This is a genomic window from Ferrimicrobium sp., from assembly GCA_022690815.1.
GTDB lineage: Bacteria > Actinomycetota > Acidimicrobiia > Acidimicrobiales > Acidimicrobiaceae > Ferrimicrobium.
In genome coordinates this window covers 32,051-51,589 of record JALCZJ010000012.1, presented here as the reverse complement: position 1 = coordinate 51,589, position 19,539 = coordinate 32,051, and the positions used below count along the sequence as shown (strand labels likewise).

15 protein-coding genes are annotated in these 19,539 nt (G+C 58.9%); 11 read left to right on the top strand and 4 right to left on the bottom strand.

Annotation, left to right across the window (positions count from 1 at the left end; translation table 11 throughout):
* Positions 1 to 65: 65 nt before the first annotated feature.
* Complete coding sequence (locus MP439_05410) at positions 66 to 1,292, bottom strand: M20 family metallopeptidase (GenBank protein MCI2975499.1); 1,227 nt, start codon at positions 1,290 to 1,292, stop codon at positions 66 to 68.
* A gap of 271 nt (positions 1,293 to 1,563) precedes the next feature.
* Here MP439_05410 and MP439_05405 point away from each other — a divergent pair, with 271 nt between their 5' ends.
* The 5 genes from MP439_05405 (at position 1,564) to MP439_05385 (ending at position 6,973) form a co-directional block, all read left to right on the top strand.
* Positions 1,564 to 2,304 carry a tyrosine-protein phosphatase gene (locus tag MP439_05405; GenBank protein ID MCI2975498.1) on the top strand — a complete coding sequence of 247 codons (741 nt, stop codon included), beginning with the start codon at positions 1,564 to 1,566 and terminating at the stop codon, positions 2,302 to 2,304.
* A gap of 145 nt (positions 2,305 to 2,449) precedes the next feature.
* Positions 2,450 to 3,859 (top strand): MFS transporter, encoded by a 1,410-nt coding sequence (locus MP439_05400; GenBank protein MCI2975497.1) that lies wholly within the window; start codon positions 2,450 to 2,452, stop codon positions 3,857 to 3,859.
* Between the two features lie 290 nt (positions 3,860 to 4,149).
* Positions 4,150 to 5,595 carry an amidase gene (locus MP439_05395; protein MCI2975496.1) on the top strand — a complete coding sequence of 482 codons (1,446 nt, stop codon included), beginning with the start codon at positions 4,150 to 4,152 and terminating at the stop codon, positions 5,593 to 5,595.
* 3 nt (positions 5,596 to 5,598) lie between these two features.
* Positions 5,599 to 6,456 carry a metallophosphoesterase gene (locus MP439_05390; protein ID MCI2975495.1) on the top strand — a complete coding sequence of 286 codons (858 nt, stop codon included), beginning with the start codon at positions 5,599 to 5,601 and terminating at the stop codon, positions 6,454 to 6,456.
* 97 nt (positions 6,457 to 6,553) lie between these two features.
* A complete protein-coding gene (locus MP439_05385) occupies positions 6,554 to 6,973 on the top strand; it encodes a hypothetical protein (GenBank protein MCI2975494.1) in 420 nt (139 codons plus the stop codon).
* A gap of 274 nt (positions 6,974 to 7,247) precedes the next feature.
* On the opposite strand, the gene MP439_05380 is transcribed toward MP439_05385, so the two are convergent.
* A complete protein-coding gene (locus MP439_05380; GenBank protein MCI2975493.1) occupies positions 7,248 to 8,042 on the bottom strand; it encodes a class I SAM-dependent methyltransferase in 795 nt (264 codons plus the stop codon).
* 97 nt (positions 8,043 to 8,139) lie between these two features.
* Here MP439_05380 and MP439_05375 point away from each other — a divergent pair, with 97 nt between their 5' ends.
* Positions 8,140 to 8,457, top strand: a complete 318-nt coding sequence (locus MP439_05375) for a hypothetical protein (protein ID MCI2975492.1) — start codon at positions 8,140 to 8,142, stop codon at positions 8,455 to 8,457.
* 570 nt (positions 8,458 to 9,027) lie between these two features.
* On the opposite strand, the gene MP439_05370 is transcribed toward MP439_05375, so the two are convergent.
* The gene (locus MP439_05370; protein ID MCI2975491.1) at positions 9,028 to 9,873 is read right to left on the bottom strand and encodes a hypothetical protein; all 846 of its coding nucleotides are present in this window, start codon (positions 9,871 to 9,873) and stop codon (positions 9,028 to 9,030) included.
* Positions 9,873 to 11,387, bottom strand: a complete 1,515-nt coding sequence (locus MP439_05365) for an APC family permease (GenBank protein ID MCI2975490.1) — start codon at positions 11,385 to 11,387, stop codon at positions 9,873 to 9,875. The genes MP439_05370 and MP439_05365 overlap by 1 nt, the downstream gene beginning before the upstream one ends.
* A 310-nt stretch (positions 11,388 to 11,697) precedes the next feature.
* Between MP439_05365 and MP439_05360 the strand changes: the two genes are divergently transcribed.
* From MP439_05360 to cydC, 5 genes are all read left to right on the top strand, one after another.
* Positions 11,698 to 12,942 carry a phospholipase D-like domain-containing protein gene (locus MP439_05360; protein MCI2975489.1) on the top strand — a complete coding sequence of 415 codons (1,245 nt, stop codon included), beginning with the start codon at positions 11,698 to 11,700 and terminating at the stop codon, positions 12,940 to 12,942.
* 360 nt (positions 12,943 to 13,302) lie between these two features.
* Positions 13,303 to 14,721: a cytochrome ubiquinol oxidase subunit I gene (locus MP439_05355; protein MCI2975488.1), complete on the top strand. Its 1,419-nt coding sequence runs from the start codon at positions 13,303 to 13,305 to the stop codon at positions 14,719 to 14,721.
* A gap of 15 nt (positions 14,722 to 14,736) precedes the next feature.
* Positions 14,737 to 15,768 (top strand): cytochrome d ubiquinol oxidase subunit II, encoded by a 1,032-nt coding sequence (gene cydB, locus MP439_05350; protein ID MCI2975487.1) that lies wholly within the window; start codon positions 14,737 to 14,739, stop codon positions 15,766 to 15,768.
* 55 nt (positions 15,769 to 15,823) lie between these two features.
* Positions 15,824 to 17,584, top strand: a complete 1,761-nt coding sequence (locus MP439_05345; GenBank protein ID MCI2975486.1) for an ATP-binding cassette domain-containing protein — start codon at positions 15,824 to 15,826, stop codon at positions 17,582 to 17,584.
* Positions 17,581 to 19,293, top strand: coding sequence for a thiol reductant ABC exporter subunit CydC (gene cydC, locus MP439_05340; GenBank protein ID MCI2975485.1), 1,713 nt, complete (start codon positions 17,581 to 17,583; stop codon positions 19,291 to 19,293). Before MP439_05345 ends, cydC begins: the two co-directional genes overlap by 4 nt.
* Positions 19,294 to 19,539: the final 246 nt, after the last annotated feature.

The window sequence follows — 19,539 nt, the reverse complement described above, 5'->3', positions numbered from 1 at the left end:
CGATCGACACACCACGGCTGGCCTTACTGACCATGGCGCGATATTGGCCATCGCAGAACCTGGCGCTACGAACTCTGGCTCAAATCTGCGTTGAGTAGCGTGTGCGCGGCTAGCAGGTAAACCTTGGCGGCTCTGATGATGTCATCAACCTCGACGTACTCGTCTGCTTGGTGAGCGATCCACTTGCCCCCTGGCCCATAGACCACGACGGGTAGGTGGGCATCTCGCACGAGAATGGTCCCATCGGTCGTACCAGGCACACCTCCGTAGGCCGGTTTGGTGCCATAAACCTCGGTGTGTGCGCCCACCACTGCCCGAACGAGCGGTGTCTCAGCATCGATCGACGTTGGCGGGCGATCATCGATTACCTCGATCTCCCCTCGGGCTCCAAGACTGGCGGCGATCGATTGCACCTGTCGATCGAAGGCCTCGATGAGTGCACGGTGGTCGAGCGCAGGGGTGGTCCGAATGTCGAAATCTGCTGTCGCCGTGGGCGGCGTCAGGTTGAGCTGGACCCGGGATCCCGCGGCCAAGACGGTTGGGGTGATCGAGATCGCCCCAAGCTGGGGATCACTCCCATATTCTTGCTGTAGCGCCTGCTCGGTTTCCTGGGCGAAGGCGAGGATGCTACCGATAGCGGCAATTGGATTGATACCCTTCGTTGGCATCGCTCCATGGGCGATGCGACCATGAAAACGAACCTCGAGCCGAATGGCGCCCTTTTGCGTGATACAGACTTCGCCGGCCTCAGGTTCACAAACAATCGCCCCAATGGCACCGTTGGCATAGCCCTTGGCTACGAAGTCCTTGACACCGAGCATCAACTCCTCCTCATCGACGAGGGCTGCAAGCGTGAGTGAGCCCGTGAGTTCCCCACTGAGTTCAAGGGCCCGTGCTGCGAAGAGCATGGCTCCAAGACCGCTCTTCATGTCGGCGGAGCCACGTCCTCGAAGCTGTCCGTCGACGATCTCACCGCCGTAAGGATCGAAGCTCCATAGATTTCCGTCGCCCTCCGAGACGACGTCAGTGTGACCCTCGAAGATGAGGTTGGGTCCCGGCCGCTCGCCGTGCAGTTCGATGATCACGTTCGGTCTTCCTGGTTGGACGTAGTCGACGATGGGATGCCAACCAAAGCTTTGCGCAAGTTCGATGACCGCTTGTGCCGCGGCCGCTTCGGTCGCCCTAACCATAGGGTCGTTGACGCTTCGAAGCTGCACGAGACGTTGGACAAAGTGGATCAGCCCGTCGGTGTCGAGGTGGGCAAGGAGTTTTTGTGGCTCAGATGGTTGCATAGTTCCCCCCGTGGTCTACTACCTTATCGCTTCCATGTCGGAGGTCTGTGGGTGACGCAGGTTCCAGCGGCGGAGACCGTGCTCGATGCCCCAGCCGTCGACGAATGGACCAACGAATCGCCCGATGGCCGCTGTCGGTGAGGCGATCGATCCAAAGTTTTCGGTTTTGTTTACGTCTTAGCTATGTCACAGCCTCTTGAGGGTTACCTGACAGATCAAGACTGAGCATGTGGATACCTTCAATGTCACGAACGTCGATAATGGTCAGCTAATGAATGAACGACAACGGTGGATGCAGCTTGACGGTGCGGCCAACGTTCGTGACCTCGGAGGTTATTCCACAGGACGAGGGGGAGTGGTCCAGTTAGGTCAGCTCTACCGGGGGGATTCGCCACATCGCTTGAGTGCAGCGGACCTTGATCAGCTCAGCCGCGTTGGAATCCGTACCCGTATCGACCTTCGACGTCACGACGAGGTCGAGCGCTTTGGCAGTGGTCCATTGAGTGGCCTGGCAGGGGTGACGATGCACGCTCCGTTGCGTGCGACATTGACCAGGGAGGGTAACGCTCAACGTTCACTCGAAGAGCTTTACCGTGCGTACCTGCTCGAGAGTGGTTACGAACTCGCGAGTTGCGTGCGCTTGCTGGCCGATCCTTGTCATCGACCTGCGCTCTTTCACTGCTATGCCGGCAAGGATCGCACCGGCGTTCTTGCGGCGCTGCTGCTATCGGTTCTTGGCGTGCCAAACGAGCTGATCGTCGCCGATTATGTGGCAACGGCCCGCGCGAGGGAACACTTTTGGGCGCTCGCCGAGGACGAGTTGCGCCAATCGGTGGCTCCCGGTGAGTCGTTCTCGGTTGACTCGCCTGCCCTGTCTGCCAACCCACAGACGATGGAGGGGCTTTTGGCCTGGATCGAGGTCGAGTACGGCTCAGCCGAGGCCTATCTGGTTGGTGTCGGGGTTGCACCGTCAATCCTCGATCGACTTCGAGATCAGCTGGTTGACGGGTGAGTACGGCACTATTGAGGACGCATGCAAGCGGTGGCGAAATCTAGTGGTCATTTGAGTGGAAAGAGTCAGGGAGAAACGGGACAGGAAGTAGCACCAAAGGGTGTCGAAATAGCGAGGGGATCGTGACGATCCTCAGGAGGAGAGCATGGCGGATCAATCGAAATCTGAGCAGGTAGTATCAACGATCTTTGCACCCGCAGACGAGGTTCAAGCGAACCGATTCCACGCGCGGATGATGTTCACGACTGGCATGGGAGTTTTTACCGATGGCTATAGCCTCTCGTCGATCGCCATTGTCTTGCCGCTCGTGCTGGCGAGCTTTGGCCGGCAGTCATTGACCGGATTACAGTCATCATTCCTGACTGGTTCTGCGCTCGCCGGTATGGCGCTTGGGGCCATTGTGTTTGGAATCTTGGGCAACCATGGTCGCAAGCGCTACTACGGGCTCGACGTCATCGTCATGGCGATCACCGCTCTGGCTCAGGCTTTCGTGCCCGGTGTTGCTTGGCTCATTGCGGTCCGCTTTCTCTTTGGTATCGGCGCAGGGGCTGACTATGTGCTGTCACCGACCATTATGGGAGAGCACGCCAACCGCAAGAGCCGTGGCAAGATGATGATCGTCGGTTTTGGAGTTTCGTGGATTACCGGAGCAATCGCGGCAGGTCTCATCTCGCTGGCGTGTCACGGACTTGGCTTCTCTGACGGAGCGACGTGGCGTATCGTGCTCGCAGCAGGCGCACTCCCCGCCCTCACCGTGATCTATCTTCGTCGTCGTCTCCCCGAGACGGCTCGCTTTATGGCTCGCGTGAAGGGAGATCCTGAGGCCACCCGCGCAGTGTTGCGAGAGGTCAATGCCGAGGAGGCCATCAAGGCTGATCTCAAAGGAGTCAGGCTGCTCGATGGCAACCGACTTGGGTTCTACTTCCGCCGAAACGCCCGCGCCATCCTCGTCTCTTGTCTGCTGTGGTTCATGTTCGATATCATCGGTTACTCGAGTGGACTCTATGGCCCGACGTTGATCGCAAAGAGCCTTGGCCTGAGCCCCGAGGTCTTTACCTTGATCAGCTACGGTGCCTTCTCCATTCCGTCGCTGTTGATCGCGGCGTGGCTGTCTGATCGTTGGGGCCGTCGTCCGATGACGGTGCGCTGGTCGCTGATCTCCGCCGTCGCCCTTGTCATCTTCGGGGCGTATCGAGGGTCGGTTGTCATCATGGCTCCCGCGATCGGGCTCGCCCTGTTGGGGTTGTTTAGCGTGACCAACGGGATCGCCAGTGCTGTCCCTACCAGCGGGATGAACGGAGTCGAGTTGGCACCAACCAAGATCCGAACCGTTGTCCAGGGCCTTACGGTTGCCAGTGGAAGAATCGGCGCCACCTTGACCGCCTTCGTCTTCCCTGCACTCTTTGCTCACTTTGGTGAGTCGGTGGCAATCTACGTGCTCGCAGGTGTCACGGTCGTTGCCGCTGGCGTGGCGCTGTTTATCCCAGAGGCCAGCCAGCGCACGCTTGAGCAAGCCAGTGACGAGGAGGTCGATCGGACGCTCGTGCGCTCCTAGGCGGCCGAATGAGATTCGAGCGAACGCGGTTATCGTCGCTGGGTCGTCTTTGACCCGATTGGTTGAGATGCGAGTGGGGTTCAAACCCCACTCGCATCTTTGGTCGGTTTTGACCCAACGTAGATCACCTCCACAGGAGGCGGGGCGCTTCGCAGCTGGTCTTTGGGTCGTACGCAGGCGTTGGGTCCATGGACAGCCTCGCGCTCAGCATGCTAACGTTGGCATAGGTGTCCACGCCAGACCAGGGACAGGTAACAGGATACGAGCAGAAAAGTCATGAAGGAGGACCTGTGGGCGAAGACGAATTTTGGCGCTACGACGCAACTGGACTGGCCGAGCTTATCACGTCGAAACAGGCGAGCGCCGTCGAGGTCGTTGACGCCGCGATTGCGCGCATCGAGCAGCTAAATCCCGTCGTGAATGCCGTGATCGCGGATCGGTTTGACCGTGCACATGACGAGGCCTTGCGAGGTTGTGCGGGTCCGTTTGCCGGTGTCCCGCTGCTGCTCAAGGATCTGGGAGCTGCCCAGGAGGGTGAGTCGTTTTGGTTGGGCTCGGCGGTGTTGCGCAAGGCTGACTACCGGGCTCGGGTGACGAGCTACTACGTGGAATCGCTCATCAACGCTGGATTTGTCGTCCTTGGCCGCACGAACGCCCCGGAGTTTGGCACCAACATCACGACAGAACCCGTCTCCACCGGAGTGACGCGTAACCCATGGGCGCTCGAGTACTCCTCGGGTGGGTCCTCGGGTGGCTCCGGGGCAGCGGTAGCGATTGGTATGGTGCCGGTGGCCCAAGGGAGTGACGGCGGTGGATCGATCCGATTCCCAGCGAGCTACTGTGGACTAGTGGGGCTCAAGCCCTCCCGTGGCCGAGTCTCAAAGGGTCCTCTCGCCGGTGATGGTTGGGCCGGATCGACGATCGATGGTGCGTTGACACGAACGATCCGGGACGCGGCAGGGGTACTCGATGTGATGTCTGGTTATCGATGTGGTGATCCGTACGCGGCACCGGCTTTCGCTCGTCCGCTCACCGAGGAGGTCGGGCGTGAGTTTGGATCGCTGCGTATCGGGGTGCTCGATCACCCGCTGCTTCAAGCTGCGACCGCCGATCCCGTGGTAACCCAGGCGGTGCGACGCATCGCGGATCTACTGAGTGAGTACGGTCATCAGGTGGTCGATGCCTGGCCTGCGGCGTTGGCGGAGGAGGAGTTTCAGACACGCTTTGTCGATGTTGTGAAGGGGTCGATTGCCCAGCAGTTGCGCTCGATCGAGCGCATGCTCGGTCGGGAGGTATCGCTCGATGAGATCGAGTCGGACAACCGTGTCTTCGTCGAACTCGGCCGAAAGCTGCCAGCCCATCGTTATATCGAGTCGGTCGACTGGCTCCAATCCTATGCCCGTAGGGTGGCCAGCTTCTTTGAGATCGACGGCTATGACCTGCTCATAACGCCGGTTGCGCCCCGCCTTCCTCCGCGTCTCGGTTATCTGAGCGATCCACGGCATGGTCTGGATCGACAGCTGGAGTTCCTGGGCTTCACCGGTCAGTTCAACGTATCTGGCCAACCGACGATTTCGTTGCCACTCGCCATGTCCGATCAGGAGCCGCGTCTGCCGATCGGCATCCAGTTGGTGGCTGCCTACGGCCGAGAGGATCTCTTGATCCGGGTGGGCTCGTGGTTTGAATCGGCTCTCGCGTGGGCGGATCGGTGGCCATCGCTTGCGCAGGAGGGCTGACATATGACGCGAATCGTACATGTCTCTGATCTTCATTTTGAGTTGGCACCGGAGCGCCTGCGACCAGGGGTAAAGCAGGTGCTGGATCGATCGGCGGCACTGCTGAGGGCCGCTGAACCGGATCTGTTGGTCGTGACTGGTGATCTCGCGAGTTACGGTTGCTTCGACCGCGACCAGCTCCATGGCGTTCGTCGGTGGTTGGATGGCCTCGGTCTCGAGTATCTGGTGGTGCCAGGCAACCATGACCTCTCGGCAAATCAGCGTCGCGGCACGGCCTATCCGATCATGGAGACCTATGAGCCAGTTGCTTGGGAAAGGACGAACTTTGCCCAAGCCTTTGGCCAGGGACCCATGGTCAAGCGGACGTTGGGTCCCGCTACCGTTCTTGGCATCGGATTGCGTGCTGGAGATCCGGATGCGAGCTTGGTCCAGCTGGCTAGCGAACTCGACGCCTTGCGTGGCCCGGCGTTGGTCCTTGGGCATTACCCGTTGTGTGTCACCAAGGATCAGGGAGTACTGGCGAGCTTTGGCTATCAGGGGTACATCGAGGGAGAGCGGGATCGGTTGCTGGCGATGTTGCAGGGCCAACCGTTGGTCCGGGGCTATCTCTGTGGCCACGTACATGCCCAGACGGTGACTGCTCTTGGTGAGGATCTCTATCAATTCAGTGCCGGAAGTCTTGGCCTTGGAGCGAGCGCCGGTTGGATCATCGATCTCACCGCCGAGCGACTCGAGGTTCGTTCGATTCGCGGTGCTGGCCCGGAGCGATTCTGGCCCGATGACCTCTGTGGTGGACTGGATCCGCTGGACTACCACCTGTGGTGTGATGCTGAACCGATGGTGCTGTCGCTCGCTCACTAGCCTCTGGGGACGATTCGACGAGCCGCGTGTCAGCCGATTGGCTGACCTAGTAAGAGATGCGCGGGACATGCATCAAGAAAAGTAGTTATCAAGGAAAATGGGTGTCGTCCTCGAGATCTGTTTGTGGCTGCCTATCGTCGCTGTGGTGCTTGGCCGCGAAGCCTTTGCCCTATTGTGGCGGCGGACCGTCGGCTATCGAGTTTGGATGTCCTATGGCATGAATAGTCAGAAGGATTGGGCTAGAGGGGTGCGCGAGCTGCGTCATAAGGATGCTCCGATCTCCACACTGGAATCGATACCGAACGCATTTCTCCTGTCGTATGGCACCCGTCTACGCGTGTTGGGTGTCGTGAAGACCGTTGTCAACACGGTGGTGGTTGCGTCCTCGTTGTTGATGGCGGGTGCCATTATTGTGATCAACGTTGTGGGTCTCGCCGTGCTGGTCGGTCAGATCGTCAACGCTGTGTATCGGCACCGGATGCAGGTGGCGCTGGAATCGGCTATCGCGAGTCGCTAGCACGAAGCGATGCTATGTTCGTTCGACGCAAATGTATGGCGATCGCACGTGGGCGGCGGCCGCCCGCTGGTTGGCGCCCACCCTCCATGGAGTGCGGCGCTGTGACGCGCAGATCCGATCAAAATTGTGGGTATGGCAACGCGAGTCGAGGTAGTGTCAACGGGATCGAGCCCAACTGCGGATCGGAGTTGGTGGTGTTCCTTCGTTTGCCAGTGTTTGTCCTTTACTCACGAGCCCTGTGAAACTTCTCCCATCAATCATCTCGTGGTCGGCTCTATTGGCTGATTTTCGTGCCGCAAAGTGAAAGCATGAGAGGAAGCCGAGGCGTGTCAGCGGGTGGGTAATAGATGCCGCCATCGTATGTTCGTTCGACGTTGTCGGCCAGGGCAAAGCGAGTAAAGGGAAATTCGTGGAACCAGTCCAAGCGCAGTCCCGCTTTGGCGACCGCTGAGATGATGTCTCCTACGGTGTGTTGCCACTGGGCCGTGGTGTTCCATCTGGTCTCGACGTTGGGAACGGCAGAGCTGCCTTGTGGCTCGTGTTCGATCACCGGCTCGCTGGCGAAGTAGTCAGTCACGATCGACCAGTTCTCGGCGTCGAGTGTCCAGGCGATCGGGTGGAATTCGACGAGGTAGAGTCGGCCGTCTGGATTGAGCAGTTGTGTCACCACCTCGGCCCACCGGTCGATGTCGTGGAGCCATGTGAGCGCACCTTTGCCGGTATCGACGATATCATAGGTCTCGCCGAGTGCCGAGACGGCATCGTAGACATGGGCCCTGACCCACCTCGACGCTATTGCACAGGCGTTGGCAATCTGGGTGGCCTCATCGATTGCGGACTGCGAGAAGTCCAGGCCGGTAACGTGAAGACCGCGACGGGCCCAAGCAATCGTATCCGTTCCAATGTGGCACTGGAGATGGACGAGGGAGTGGGCCTGACCGATCTCGAACTCAGTGACCTCAAAATCGTCAAGCAAGGAGACACCGTTCTTGAGTTCGTCAATCTGGTAGAACGGGGCCCTGGCGTGCAATGGTGCGCGCTCATTCCACCAACGCTGGTTCGCCTTCACGTTGTCGTGTCAATCCATAGATCTCACGCTCATGGGTGCACCTAACCTGCCATGTCAAGGTGCGCCTTCTCGCCGATGACGAGCCAACAGTCTGTTCATGGTGCGCTCGGAAGGTTTTCGCGAGTTGTTCTCATTGCGCACTAACGCAATTGGCTTTCGTGGTGAGAGAGCACCTCATCGGCTTCAGGAGCACCAGCGTGGAGCCAATCCTGAGGAACATGCGTTCGCTACGGTACGAGGACTCGTTGGCACCCACCCAGTGGCCGTCGGGGTCGATCAGTCTGGCTCTGAGGCGTTGGGGTCGATCGCCCTCGATGACGAGCCAACCTTGGCCCCGACTCCAATCGTGGCGTTGCTGCCAACCTGTGTGATGATCTTGACGTACCGTTATCTCGGACTGGACACCTGTGACTAGGCCTGCAGGTGTGCTCGCTTCGAAGGTTGATGCGTAACCATGGGTCTGCCTCAAAGCGATGATCCTTGATTGGCACCCTTTCGTATTGACCATCTCTTTGTTAAGCCCAGCGAACGTGAGCGCATCCTTGGTCATTGCGAGGCTCAAGGACTTGAGTTTGGGCTCAGCGGTGCCTGGTGGCTTGGGCCATGCCACCGTGTGGTGCCATTGACGTCAGGCTGAGATCGCAAGGTTGCCGGGTGCTCTCGAGCTGAGGTCCTTTGTGTCACTGCCGGTACCGCGGGCGTCGCGAGGACCTCGGCGGCTATGTCGGACATTGTGTGCGCCCCATCGAAGGAGATTGGCTGCACCAACGATGAAGCCATTGCCTCCTCGAGGAGCTATGCCAGTGCGCGACCCACCTTTGCCCAACGCCATAGAGCAACGGACAGCTGCCATGAACTTCGGGTCCAGATTGGGTGGAGTTGCGCAGATATGCGTCTCGTTCACCGGACTCTAGTTTTTTCTTACGAACGGTGTCACCACCCAAGAGGGACGAGTCGATCCGTTGCTACGGTAACGCAATGAGCGTTAGCTGTTGTCTGCCTCTGGGTTTTGGTTCAATCCAAACGCCAGGGCGTTGGTGATTTTGGCCACCTGGGTGTCGGCATGTCGGGCCATTGATCGAACTTTGGTAACGGTGTCGTGTTCGAGCCTGGTACGCAGCCAACGAGGTGTAGCTGGATTGGCGGCAACGAAGAGGCGCACCCATGGTTCAGGATCGTCGCTCAGCTTTGTCAGGGCTTCGATCGGCGCGTCTGGTCGCTTGGCGATCGAGCGGCGAATCTCCCATCGCTCGTCATTGGCGAGAGATAGTTGGGTTGCGGCACCGCACTGTGGGTGCTCAGCCGCGGCGTCACGTACGCCGAAGTCAGTGTCATGGGCCAAGATGTCGATACACTCTGCTGCTGCATTTGGGTTCTCGGCGAGGGCGCGACGAACCCATGGGTTTTCATCTTGGACTAGCGATCGCTGTAGGGGTAGCGGACAGGTCGGACGTGCCGCCAACCCGGCACGAACTTCCCACCACCAATCATCCTTGAGATGGTTCAGCAGGTTTATTGAGGATCGCGGATCGTGCACGGTGAGCAATCGGCTGTTGGGATCGGGGGAGTTCGCAAGCTGTTCGAGCGCGAGGTTGATGACGGCTACCTCAACAGTAGGCGCCGTGAGTAGCGATTCGAGCGCGTGATCGAAGGCTCGGCGCAGGCGAGATCGACGATAGAGGACGCAACTGGCCAGACCTTGTGTGTGACGTTCGCACTCGATGATGACCGCAATGTTGTCGACGATGCTTGTGGCCCGCAGTTGGCATCCCTTGATTGTGATCGGCTGGCCCTGTGCGAGCTGGTTGAGATGCGTTTTGGTCGTCGCCATCAGGTCTCGCGCCACATACCGAGCTTGTCGATCGTGTCGACGGAGCCGGCGTCGATCACGGTACCAAGCTGATGGCCAGCCTTGCTGGATGGTCCACGATCGCCTCCCAGCTTGATATAGGTCCAGATGACTGCCCCAATGAGGACGATGAGCCAAAAGATGGCCGCCCATGCCAGCGGGAAGACCAGCGGTACAACGGTTTCGTAGAGGACAACCCAGAACAGTCCTACGGCGATGACGGGGAGCACCAGGTGAAAGGTCAGTTGTGTGAGGCGGTGTTCGCGATACGAGATCCGCATCAATGACAGGTTCATGAGCGTGTGCGCGGTGACGAGGCCAAAGAGCACCGCCGTGGTGAGCACGTCAAATGCCTGCGCCGGTCCGAGCCATAGGCCGAAGATCAGGCCAATGATGATCGCAGTGACGCCGACGAAGGTGACACTTGCGGCCGGTGCCCTCCTACCGTTGACGGTCGCGAAACTCGTCTGTAATAGCTTATCGCGACTGACGGCGTAGAGTACTCGGGCGGTGCTGGTCATGAGGGCGAGGTCATCCATCAGTGCACTGTTGACGGCTAACACGACGAGTGCGACGGCTCCGATTGGCCCAAGGTAGTGGAGAAACACCTGTACTCCTGGTGCAGCTGCCTTGGAGAAGAGCGCCATTCGAGTCTGTCCCCAGCCCACGGTGAGCGCATAGGCGGAGATCGTGAGGGCCACGCCCACGAGGCTAAGCGAGAGGATCGCCGCTTTGCCGATGAGTCGACCCTGTTGGGTCCGGACCCCCTTTGCCTCTTCGCCAAGCGGAGCATGACTGCCAACACCGATGAAGCTTGTGATAGCAAAGATCATCCCGAGGGAGACGCCTTTGATGCCCACAGTGGCGAAGGTAAACGGGTGCAGCGGTGCCACGGGGTGGGCTTTGGAGATAATGATGATCGAGGAGACGATGAGAAAGGCGATCTCTAGTGAACTCGTGAACAGCATTGACCTGACGGTTGGGCGAATGCCAAGGACCGAGAGGAGCCAGGGGACGCCGATGAAGACCAACATCATCGGTATCCAGAACCAGCTAGGAAGATTGATACCGAGATACGATCGTGCTAGTCCTGGCAGGAAGACACCTGCAACGTAGACCGGGACTCCGGCGACGCTGATGAGCTGATAAAACACCACCATGATGGCGGTGACGAGGGCTGGTTTGGCTCCAAGGCCAGCCGACACATAGCTGTAGTAGCCGCCGGCGGATCCGCGGTGCTTTGAGAGATGGTAGAGAGTGTTCACCTCTATGAACATCAAGATGAAGGCGAAGAGGTACGAAAGTGGCAGCGCCACTAGTGCGAAGGCGGCCCCGGCGGTCATGAAGGCGACGACATCGCAGGTAGGGGCCATGCCGGCGATGCTCTGGCTCACCAGGCCCCAGACGGAGACGATGCCGGGATGCAGTCCATTTTGCGGTGACGGTGGGGCATCTGAAGCTGAGCCTGCATACGACGAGTTATCTGACGTGGCCATTGCAGCCCCTCTCCCTCTCTCATCTACCTAGAAGTTTTTTCTATTGACGATTGTAGCACCGATGTTGCTGCGTGCATTCCATCGTTGAAAGAAATATTTTCTCTTGCGCTCACCCTCGTGTGGCGCCTTACTGACTGTGGGCCTTCCGGCGTCAGGGTGATGGCCAGCACAGGGGCCGTGGCCGTCCGCCCGGACGAGCCCGTGGGCTACCGCCTTTGAGGCCTGGATCTGTATACGTTTGATCCTTGTTGTCCGAGCCGATGCCTAACGTTAGGCACGTCAGTAGATGCCAGCCGGCCAGGGAGGAACGATGGTGCGATGGAGCCAAGTCAGGAGGGAGCCGGTCAGGCGAACGGGGAGCACCGGTCTGTGGAGTCGTCTTGTGGTGGTCGCGTGCGCCCTGGTGCTGGCGGGCTGTCATGTTGGCTCGAGGGTCTCGATGGGCTCAGCTTCGGGTTCGATCACGAAGCAGAGCGCCGCTGCTCGACCAGCACAGGCGTCACGCCCCGCCGGCGTAGGCGCTTCGGGTACGCGAGCACATGCCGACGTACCGGCGGGAAAGCGCAATTCGCATCGACGCACTGGTGTCGTCACGAACTCGTCCGGCACTGGGGCTACGCAACTGTTGACCGAGCCCCAAGCGGGTATCGCTCCGTGGTCCGAAGCGATTGCAGATGCCCGCGCGACGATCGATGTCAATGCCTACCTGCTAACCAGCAACCAGATCATCGACGGATTGCGTGCCGCCGCAGCGCGAGGTGTGCGTGTTGACATTATTCTTGCCGGGAATCCTTACCATGACCGATCGGCCCCCCGTGCTACGATGCAAGCGTTCGCCGGTAGTCGCGTGCAGTTGCGACTCGCCCCCTCCCGCTTTGAGCACGATTTCAGCTTCGACCATGCCAAGTATCTCATCATCGATGAAGGTCTTCCCGATCAAGTGGCTATTCTCGGCTCTGCGAACGACACGGCTAGCGCATTCGATGGCCACAATCTTGAGGATGCCATCGAAACCACCGCGCCGAGAACGGTTCGCGCGCTCACGGAGGTCTTTGACGCTGATTGGACAGGTAGGCAGGTCGGTTCGGGTCCCAGAGCGCAGCTGGTGCTCTCGCCAGGATCGGGACCGACGATCGTATCACTGCTGAGACAACGAGGCCCCGTTGCGGTGATGGCCGAGGAGCTTGGCGATGCCCCCTCGTGTTATCAGGCACTCGCGGCCCATGGGTCAAGGGCCCGGCTCCTTGTCCCGAGCGATCCATCGAGCGAGGCTCGCAGGTATCTGCGCCAGCTCGTGCGAGCCGGCGTCGAGGTGCGTATGCTCGCACAACCTTATGTGCACGCCAAGCTCATTGTTACCGCATCGGCGGTCTTGATCGGATCACAAAACCTCTCAGACGTCTCCTTGAATGACAACCGGGAGGTTGGACTGATCGCGTCCAGTCGGGCCCTTCACCATCAGGTGTTAGCCTGGTTCAACGCGTTCTGGGTCCGGGCGGTTGCTTGGCGTGGTTCGACGGCTTCAACACCACTGCAGGGCTCATCGGCACCGTAACGGAGTCATCGACTCCAAAAATCGGTGAAGCAAACGTCGGCCAACCGAGTCCAGCGGCCTGAGCAGGTAATCCATATCCCGTTGATGCTCCTACCGAAAAGGAGTTATGCAGCGTTGGTGCTCGCCGATCCCGATGTCGAGCAACACGTACTTCGGCCAACCCGAAGCTGTCTGGATCTCTGCACTCGCCAAGTTTACCACAAAGGTGGAGTGGTCAGCTGCGTTGGTCGAGCCGCTTGAGACAGGTGATTGTAGACCAGCTGGGATGCTCGTTCCTGAGAACAATTTGGGACTTTTGGCCCTATGTTAGGTATGCCTCAGCTCCCATAGGCTAGTGAGAAGAGTGAATGGAGCAAGCAAATGGAGCCAATTCTCGGGTCAGTCACCCTTACGTTGTCGCGATGGCAATTTGCGACAACTATTATCTTTCACTTTTTCTTCGTTCCGCTCACCATCGGTCTCGGTTTTATCGTCGCAGTTCTCCAAACTGCCGTCTATAGGACACATGACGAGCGATACGAACATCTTCTTCGGTTCTTTGGCAAGCTTTTTTTGATCAACTTTGCTATCGGCGTCGTTACCGGCATCGTGCAGGAGTTCCAGTTCGGCATGAACTGGGCACAGTACTCGGCCTTCGTCGGTAACATCTTTGGCCCCCCGTTAGCGATAGAGGGTCTTCTCGCATTCTTCATGGAGTCGACGTTCCTTGGGATCTGGATCTTTGGCAAGGGGAAGGTGTCGGACAGGATTCACCTGCTGTCAATTTGGATGGTGGTGCTCGGGAGCTCGCTCTCGGCGGCCTTTATTCTGGTTGCTAACAGCTGGATGCAGCATCCGGTTGGCTACAAGATCGATCACGCCACGCACCAGGCGGTGATGACGAACTTCTTGGCCATCTTTACCAATGAACTTTTCTTGACCACGCTGGCGCACGTGCTCTTAGCCTCGCTCATCACTGGCTCAGCGGTTGCTCTCGGGATTGCGTTCTATCAGATGAAGCGAGAGGGGTCCAAGAGGGTATTTGCCCTGGGCGCACGGATAGCGCTGGTTGTCTTTTTCGTAGCCTCGATCGCGATGGCCCTGGATGGATCGGCACAAGGTGTGGTGACCGTGAAGGACCAGCCGATGAAGATGGCCGCGGCAGAGGCACTTTACAACACCAAAAGTGGTGCCCCAGAGTCCTTGCTTACCATCGGGAACCTCAAGGATCAGGTTCTCTTCCAGATCACGCTTCCTCACGTGCTTTCGTTGCTCGCCACCAACTCCTGGAATGGCAAGGTCCAGGGCATCAATCAGCTCCAGAAGGCTGATGTCAAGAAGTATGGGCCTGGCAACTATGTGCCTACCGTTTGGCTTGAGTATTGGAACTTCCGTATAATGGCAGGCCTTGGCGCGGTAATCATCGCGATTGCTGTCTGGGGCATGTGGCTACTCTGGCGCAAACGGCTCGACTCCTCAAAGTGGTTTCGGCGCGTGGCGATCTATGCGATCCCGTTGCCATTCATCGCTAACACCACCGGTTGGATCTTCACCGAGACGGGACGCCAGCCGTGGATCGTCTATGGCGTGCTTCGCACTTCGCAAGGGGTCACCCGTAACCTTTCGCCCTGGGATGTTGGCATCACCTTCGTAGGATTCATTGCGCTCTATGTTGTCCTGGGCGCCGTCGATCTGGCCATGATGTTGCACTACTCGAGGAAGGACCTTGCCACCATCAACGGCGAGCTTCCTCCGCCAGATGGGTCCTCGGGTCAAGAGATCGATTCATTGGTGTACTAGGAGAGGATGTCAACGATGCATGTCACTGGCTTGCAGCTGTTTTGGTTTGTCCTGATCGGGGTGCTCTGGTCTGGGTACTTCTTTCTTGAAGGGTTCGACTTCGGTGTCGGGATGCTTCTGCCGGTGATCGCAAAGAGCGATCTCGAGCGCCGTGGTCTCATCAACGCCATCGGACCCATCTGGGACGGCAACGAAGTATGGCTTATCGTCGCTGGCGGAGCGACGTTCGCTGCCTTTCCCCTTTGGTATTCGACGATGTTCTCAGCGTTCTACCTTGCTCTCTTTGTCGTACTCGTCGCGCTGATCGTACGTGGCATGTCCTTTGAGTTCCGCGGACTACGCACCAGTACCCGGTGGCGAAGCAATTGGGATCGGGTCAACTTCAGCGGATCGTTGCTCGCCTCGCTGATTTGGGGAGTCGCCTTCGCCGATCTTCTCAAAGGTATTCCGCTCAATGCGCACCATGTGTTCACCGGCAATCTGTTGAACCTACTGCAGCCGTATGCACTACTGGGTGGCCTCACGATGGTCGCACTTTTTGTGCTCCACGGGTCGACCTTTCTCAGCCTCAAGACGACAGGTGAGCTCCACGAGAAGGCGGTCGGGGCTGCCCGCCGTGTTGCGCCGATAGCCACGCTGGTCCTGCTCGCCTTCTTAACGTGGACCTATTTTGTTGCTCGTTCGCATGGTAACAGCGGTGCGGTTCCGGGCTTCATCCCGGTTACAGCATTCCTCCTGATTGCAGCGGTGTCATGGCTGGTACGTGAGCACCTCAACGGGTGGGCTTTTGTCTTCACCGGTGTCGCTATCTTGGCACTCACCGTCACCATCTTCATGACTCTTTACCCGAATGTGATCACCTCGTCAACGGCCTTCTCGGATTCATTGAGCATTACCACGGCGGCCTCTCAGCGTTACACCCTCAACATCATGACTGTTATTGCTGCCATCTTTACCCCGTTTGTGCTGCTCTATCAGGGTTGGACCTATTGGATCTTCCGGAAGCGGATCACGCTTCCACCAACCGGAGCCAAGGTTGAGGCATGAGCGCCTTCGTCGTTTACCAGGCTGAACCAGGGCGCTGAGCGATCGCGGAGAGTGGGTGTCTGCCTTGGTCCTGAAGTTGGCAAAATCGAAGACAGTTGATCCTGGCTCGCCGCGAGCGCTCTTGGCTGGCGTTGTTGACGGCAGGGGAGCGCGGTTCCTTGTGGTGTTGATTGTGGTTGCCCAATTGATCGCGCTCGTTGGACTGATCGTCGCGGCGTTGATGATCGGGAGAATGCTCCAGGATGTGGTGACCGAGCATCGCTATGGGGATATCTGGCGACTCGCGTTGGTCTTTGGCGTCGCCTTCGGCGGACGTTTGGCGATGCTGCGGGTGATCGACTACATCGCAGTCCGTCTTGGAGTTGACTATGCCGAGCGAACGATTAGCCAAGTAACCGAACGGGCGACACGGGCCCCGCTTGGGGGAACCGAGTTGGGGTATCTCGTGACCGATGGGGTCGCCACGCTGATCCCCTATGCCGCGCGCTTTCTGCCCGAGGTCATTGGTGCCGCCATCGCTACCCCGGTACTCATCCTCTTCACCCTGCTTGAATCACCAATGGCCTTCATCGAGGTGGTTGTTGGGCTGATGGTCTTGCCGGTGATCATGATCGTCGTCGGCAAGAGTACGAAGGATCGGGCAGACCTTCAGCTCGGTGCGACGGTCCGACTGAATGCCTTATACCTGGATATTTTGAGCGGAATGGTGACCCTGAAGGCCTTCAACAAGGCTCACCTGCAGGAGCATGCCATTGCCAACGCTGCTCAGGAGTTGCGTAAGCGAACGATGGGCGTGTTGAGTATAGCCTTCATCTCCGGGGTAAGCCTTGACACACTGGTCGCGATCATCGTCGCCTTGGTGGCGGTTTCGATCGGTATTCGCCTCAACGATGCCTCGATGACGTTGGCGACCGGTGCGGCAGTGCTGTTTGTGATTCCTGAGATCTTTCGACCTGTTCGGGCTGCGGCGCTGCAGTTTCATGCCACCCAAGACGCGGCTGCAGTGCATCGGAGGATCGCGCATCTCGTGGATGGCCATGACGAACCAGAATGCATCATGGCGAGCATGACTCCCTCGATTGTCTCCACCACGCTGACCCGTCAGGCACCCCAGACGGTTGGTGCGTCAAATCATGATGACCGTGGACTTGCGCTTGAGCTCGAGGACTTTGGAGTATTGATTCCCAATGGCCAACGCAGCGCCGGGGTGAACCTCGCTGCGGCCTGGGGAGATCTCATCGTCGTTCATGGTGCGAGCGGGGTTGGCAAAACCTCGTGGCTGCTTGGCCTTGGGGGTCTGTTGCCAACGGTTGGAAGGCTCAAGCTCCAGCCTCGACGTAGCGACACGAGCGGAGTTGGATTTGAGGATTTGGGCGTTCATGCTGGCCAATGGCGTTCGGCGTTGCCCCGTGAGCTGGTTGCCTTCCTCCCGGCGAACCCTGGCTTTGTCGAGGCAAGCGTCTATGACAATCTCATCCTGTTGAATCCATCGGCCAACCGGAGCCAGGTGCGTGATGTCCTCGCGATGGTAGGTGCTGACGGATTCGAAGATCGTCTCGATCAGCGGGTGCTAGCCAACGGTGTGAACCTAAGCGCTGGCGAGCGTCAACGCCTCGGCGTCGCAAGGGTGCTCTTGATGCGCAGACCTATCCTGCTTCTTGACGAGCCAACGGCTCATCTGAATTCAGCCATGGAGCGCAAGCTCCTCGATTCGCTGTTAGCCGTGAGTGCATCTCGGCTGCTGGTGATCGCATCACACTCGGATCGCATCCAGTCCGAGGCCAGCTGGCTGCTCAAGCTCGGGGAGACGAGATGAAGTTATCGGCCATCGTATTCGAGCGCTACCACGCGCGGCGTGCGCAGGTGTGGGGTTATCTCGGTGTTGGATTTATGGCCTACCTTTCGCCAGCGCTGCTCTTTGCGCTTTCGGCCTATCTGATATCCAAGGCCTCCCTGAGGCCAGGAATCTTGACCCTCGGTGTGGCGATCGGAGCGGTCCGATTCTTTGCGCTCGCACGGGGGGCGAGTCAGTACGGCGAACGGATGCTTGGTCATTCGTTGACCTTGGATGTGGCCGCCAAGGTGCGGACGTTACTCTTTGAACGCTTGGCGCTGGTGGTCCCGTATCGCGTGAGGCCTGGAGTCTTTGGGGAGGTCCTCGCGTCGCTGAACGGGGACATGAATCAGCTCGAGGAGTTGGCTGCCCGGCTTGTCGGTCCAATCCTTGGCGTTGGCCTTGCAGCGTTGACCGCGGTCGTGGTCGTCGGTCTCGTGTCGGTTGACTTTCTGGTAGCGCTGCTACCGACCCTCGTTGTTATCGGGGTGGTGGTCCCCCTGTTAGCCTATCGCTGGGCGCGCGGCCAAGCGCGTGAAAGCCCTCAGTTGCGTGCCCAAACGTATGACGACGCGGTAGCCGCAGCCGCTACGTTCGAGTCGCGCTACTTCCTCGGTGGCGATGACTCGTTGCTAGGACATCTGGCAGCCAAGGCACAGCGCCTGGTTCGTCCAGCTCGGCGTCAAGCTGGCATCGGAGCCTGGCTCGGGCTCATCAATGCTGGGGTTGAGGCCGCAGCATTGACGGCGACACTGTTGATCGGTGCGGATCTTATTCGCGCACACCGGCTTGGCAATGTGGAACTCGCGGTGATCCCTTTTTTGCTGCTCGCGATTCTCGAGGGCCTGACCTCCATTGGGCTCGAGGCGGCGAAAGCTGGATCTGGGACACCGGCGATCGAGCGCCTCGAAGGCACCCTTACCCTGGAGGGGCGGGATTCCAGAACCCTCGACGGTGCGTTACCCGAGGCAACCCCAGTTCCTATCGACTTCGATCAGGTGTCGTTCACCTATCCGGATGCGACACGCCCAGTCATCGACGTCCTCAGTCTTCATATCGATGCTGGAGAACGGCTGTTGGTCGTGGGGCCAACGGGCTCGGGCAAGTCGACCCTGGCAGCACTCATCATGGGCGCTTGGACACCATCGGATGGCGTGCTACGCCTCGGTGGCATACCGAGCACCGAGTTGAGCGAGGAAGCTATTGCGCACGCGGTCGCCTATCTTTCATCAGAGCCGTATGTCTTTGCTGCCCCATTGGCGGCCAATCTCAGGCTGGCTCAGTCGACCGCCAGTGACGCAGCGCTCATCGATGCGCTCGATCGCGTCGGTCTCGGCCCTTGGTTTCGGGGACTCCCAGAGGGTCTCGCGACACCAGTGGGCGCGTCCAACAGGAAGGTTTCGCAAGGGGAGGCTCAGCGCTTGGCACTGGCTCGACTCCTGGTGCTCAACCCTCGTAACGTGGTGTTAGACGAACCCACGGCAGGACTCGATGGCGAGAATGAGCAGATGGTCGTCGAGATTCTCAATGAACAGTTTGCGGGAGCCACGATTGTCGCCATCACGCACTCAGAGGCCTTCATGGAGACATTCCGGTCCGATAAAATCCTTGACTTCGCCAATGAATGGACATCCAAGGATGGGCCTATGATGGCTTCGTCTGTACGTGGAGCCAACAAACAGGCGGGCTGATTTTGGTTGGTTCTGGCGGTACTGATCTCGGTGTCGGTTCGTAGGGACTAGAGCCGCCCTTGGTCCTTTGTCAACCGTGGGCCCTGCGTGATCGGGTAGAACAAGCTTTGCGTCCTACTGATTCGGACATTGACACCGGCCTCAGCCGACTTGATGAGCGCCATGCCGGCGATGCCTCCATGATCACGTCATCGAGCGAGCAAAAACAAAACTTTGGTTATGCCCATCCAATCTTCAATTGGGCTC

Bases quoted from the DNA above. Each gene is read 5' to 3' on its own strand.
- MP439_05400 (MCI2975497.1), top strand. From the start codon at position 2,450: ATGGCGGATCAATCGAAATCTGAGCAGGTAGTATCAACGATCTTTGCA.
- MP439_05355 (MCI2975488.1), top strand. From the start codon at position 13,303: ATGGAGCCAATTCTCGGGTCAGTCACCCTTACGTTGTCGCGATGGCAA.
- cydB (MCI2975487.1), top strand. From the start codon at position 14,737: ATGCATGTCACTGGCTTGCAGCTGTTTTGGTTTGTCCTGATCGGGGTG.
- MP439_05375 (MCI2975492.1), top strand. From the start codon at position 8,140: ATGGTGCGCTCGGAAGGTTTTCGCGAGTTGTTCTCATTGCGCACTAAC.
- MP439_05385 (MCI2975494.1), top strand. From the start codon at position 6,554: ATGGGTGTCGTCCTCGAGATCTGTTTGTGGCTGCCTATCGTCGCTGTG.
- MP439_05390 (MCI2975495.1), top strand. From the start codon at position 5,599: ATGACGCGAATCGTACATGTCTCTGATCTTCATTTTGAGTTGGCACCG.
- cydC (MCI2975485.1), top strand. From the start codon at position 17,581: ATGAAGTTATCGGCCATCGTATTCGAGCGCTACCACGCGCGGCGTGCG.
- MP439_05365 (MCI2975490.1), bottom strand. From the start codon at position 11,387: ATGGCCACGTCAGATAACTCGTCGTATGCAGGCTCAGCTTCAGATGCC.
- MP439_05360 (MCI2975489.1), top strand. From the start codon at position 11,698: ATGGTGCGATGGAGCCAAGTCAGGAGGGAGCCGGTCAGGCGAACGGGG.
- MP439_05405 (MCI2975498.1), top strand. From the start codon at position 1,564: ATGAATGAACGACAACGGTGGATGCAGCTTGACGGTGCGGCCAACGTT.
- MP439_05370 (MCI2975491.1), bottom strand. From the start codon at position 9,873: ATGGCGACGACCAAAACGCATCTCAACCAGCTCGCACAGGGCCAGCCG.
- MP439_05410 (MCI2975499.1), bottom strand. From the start codon at position 1,292: ATGCAACCATCTGAGCCACAAAAACTCCTTGCCCACCTCGACACCGAC.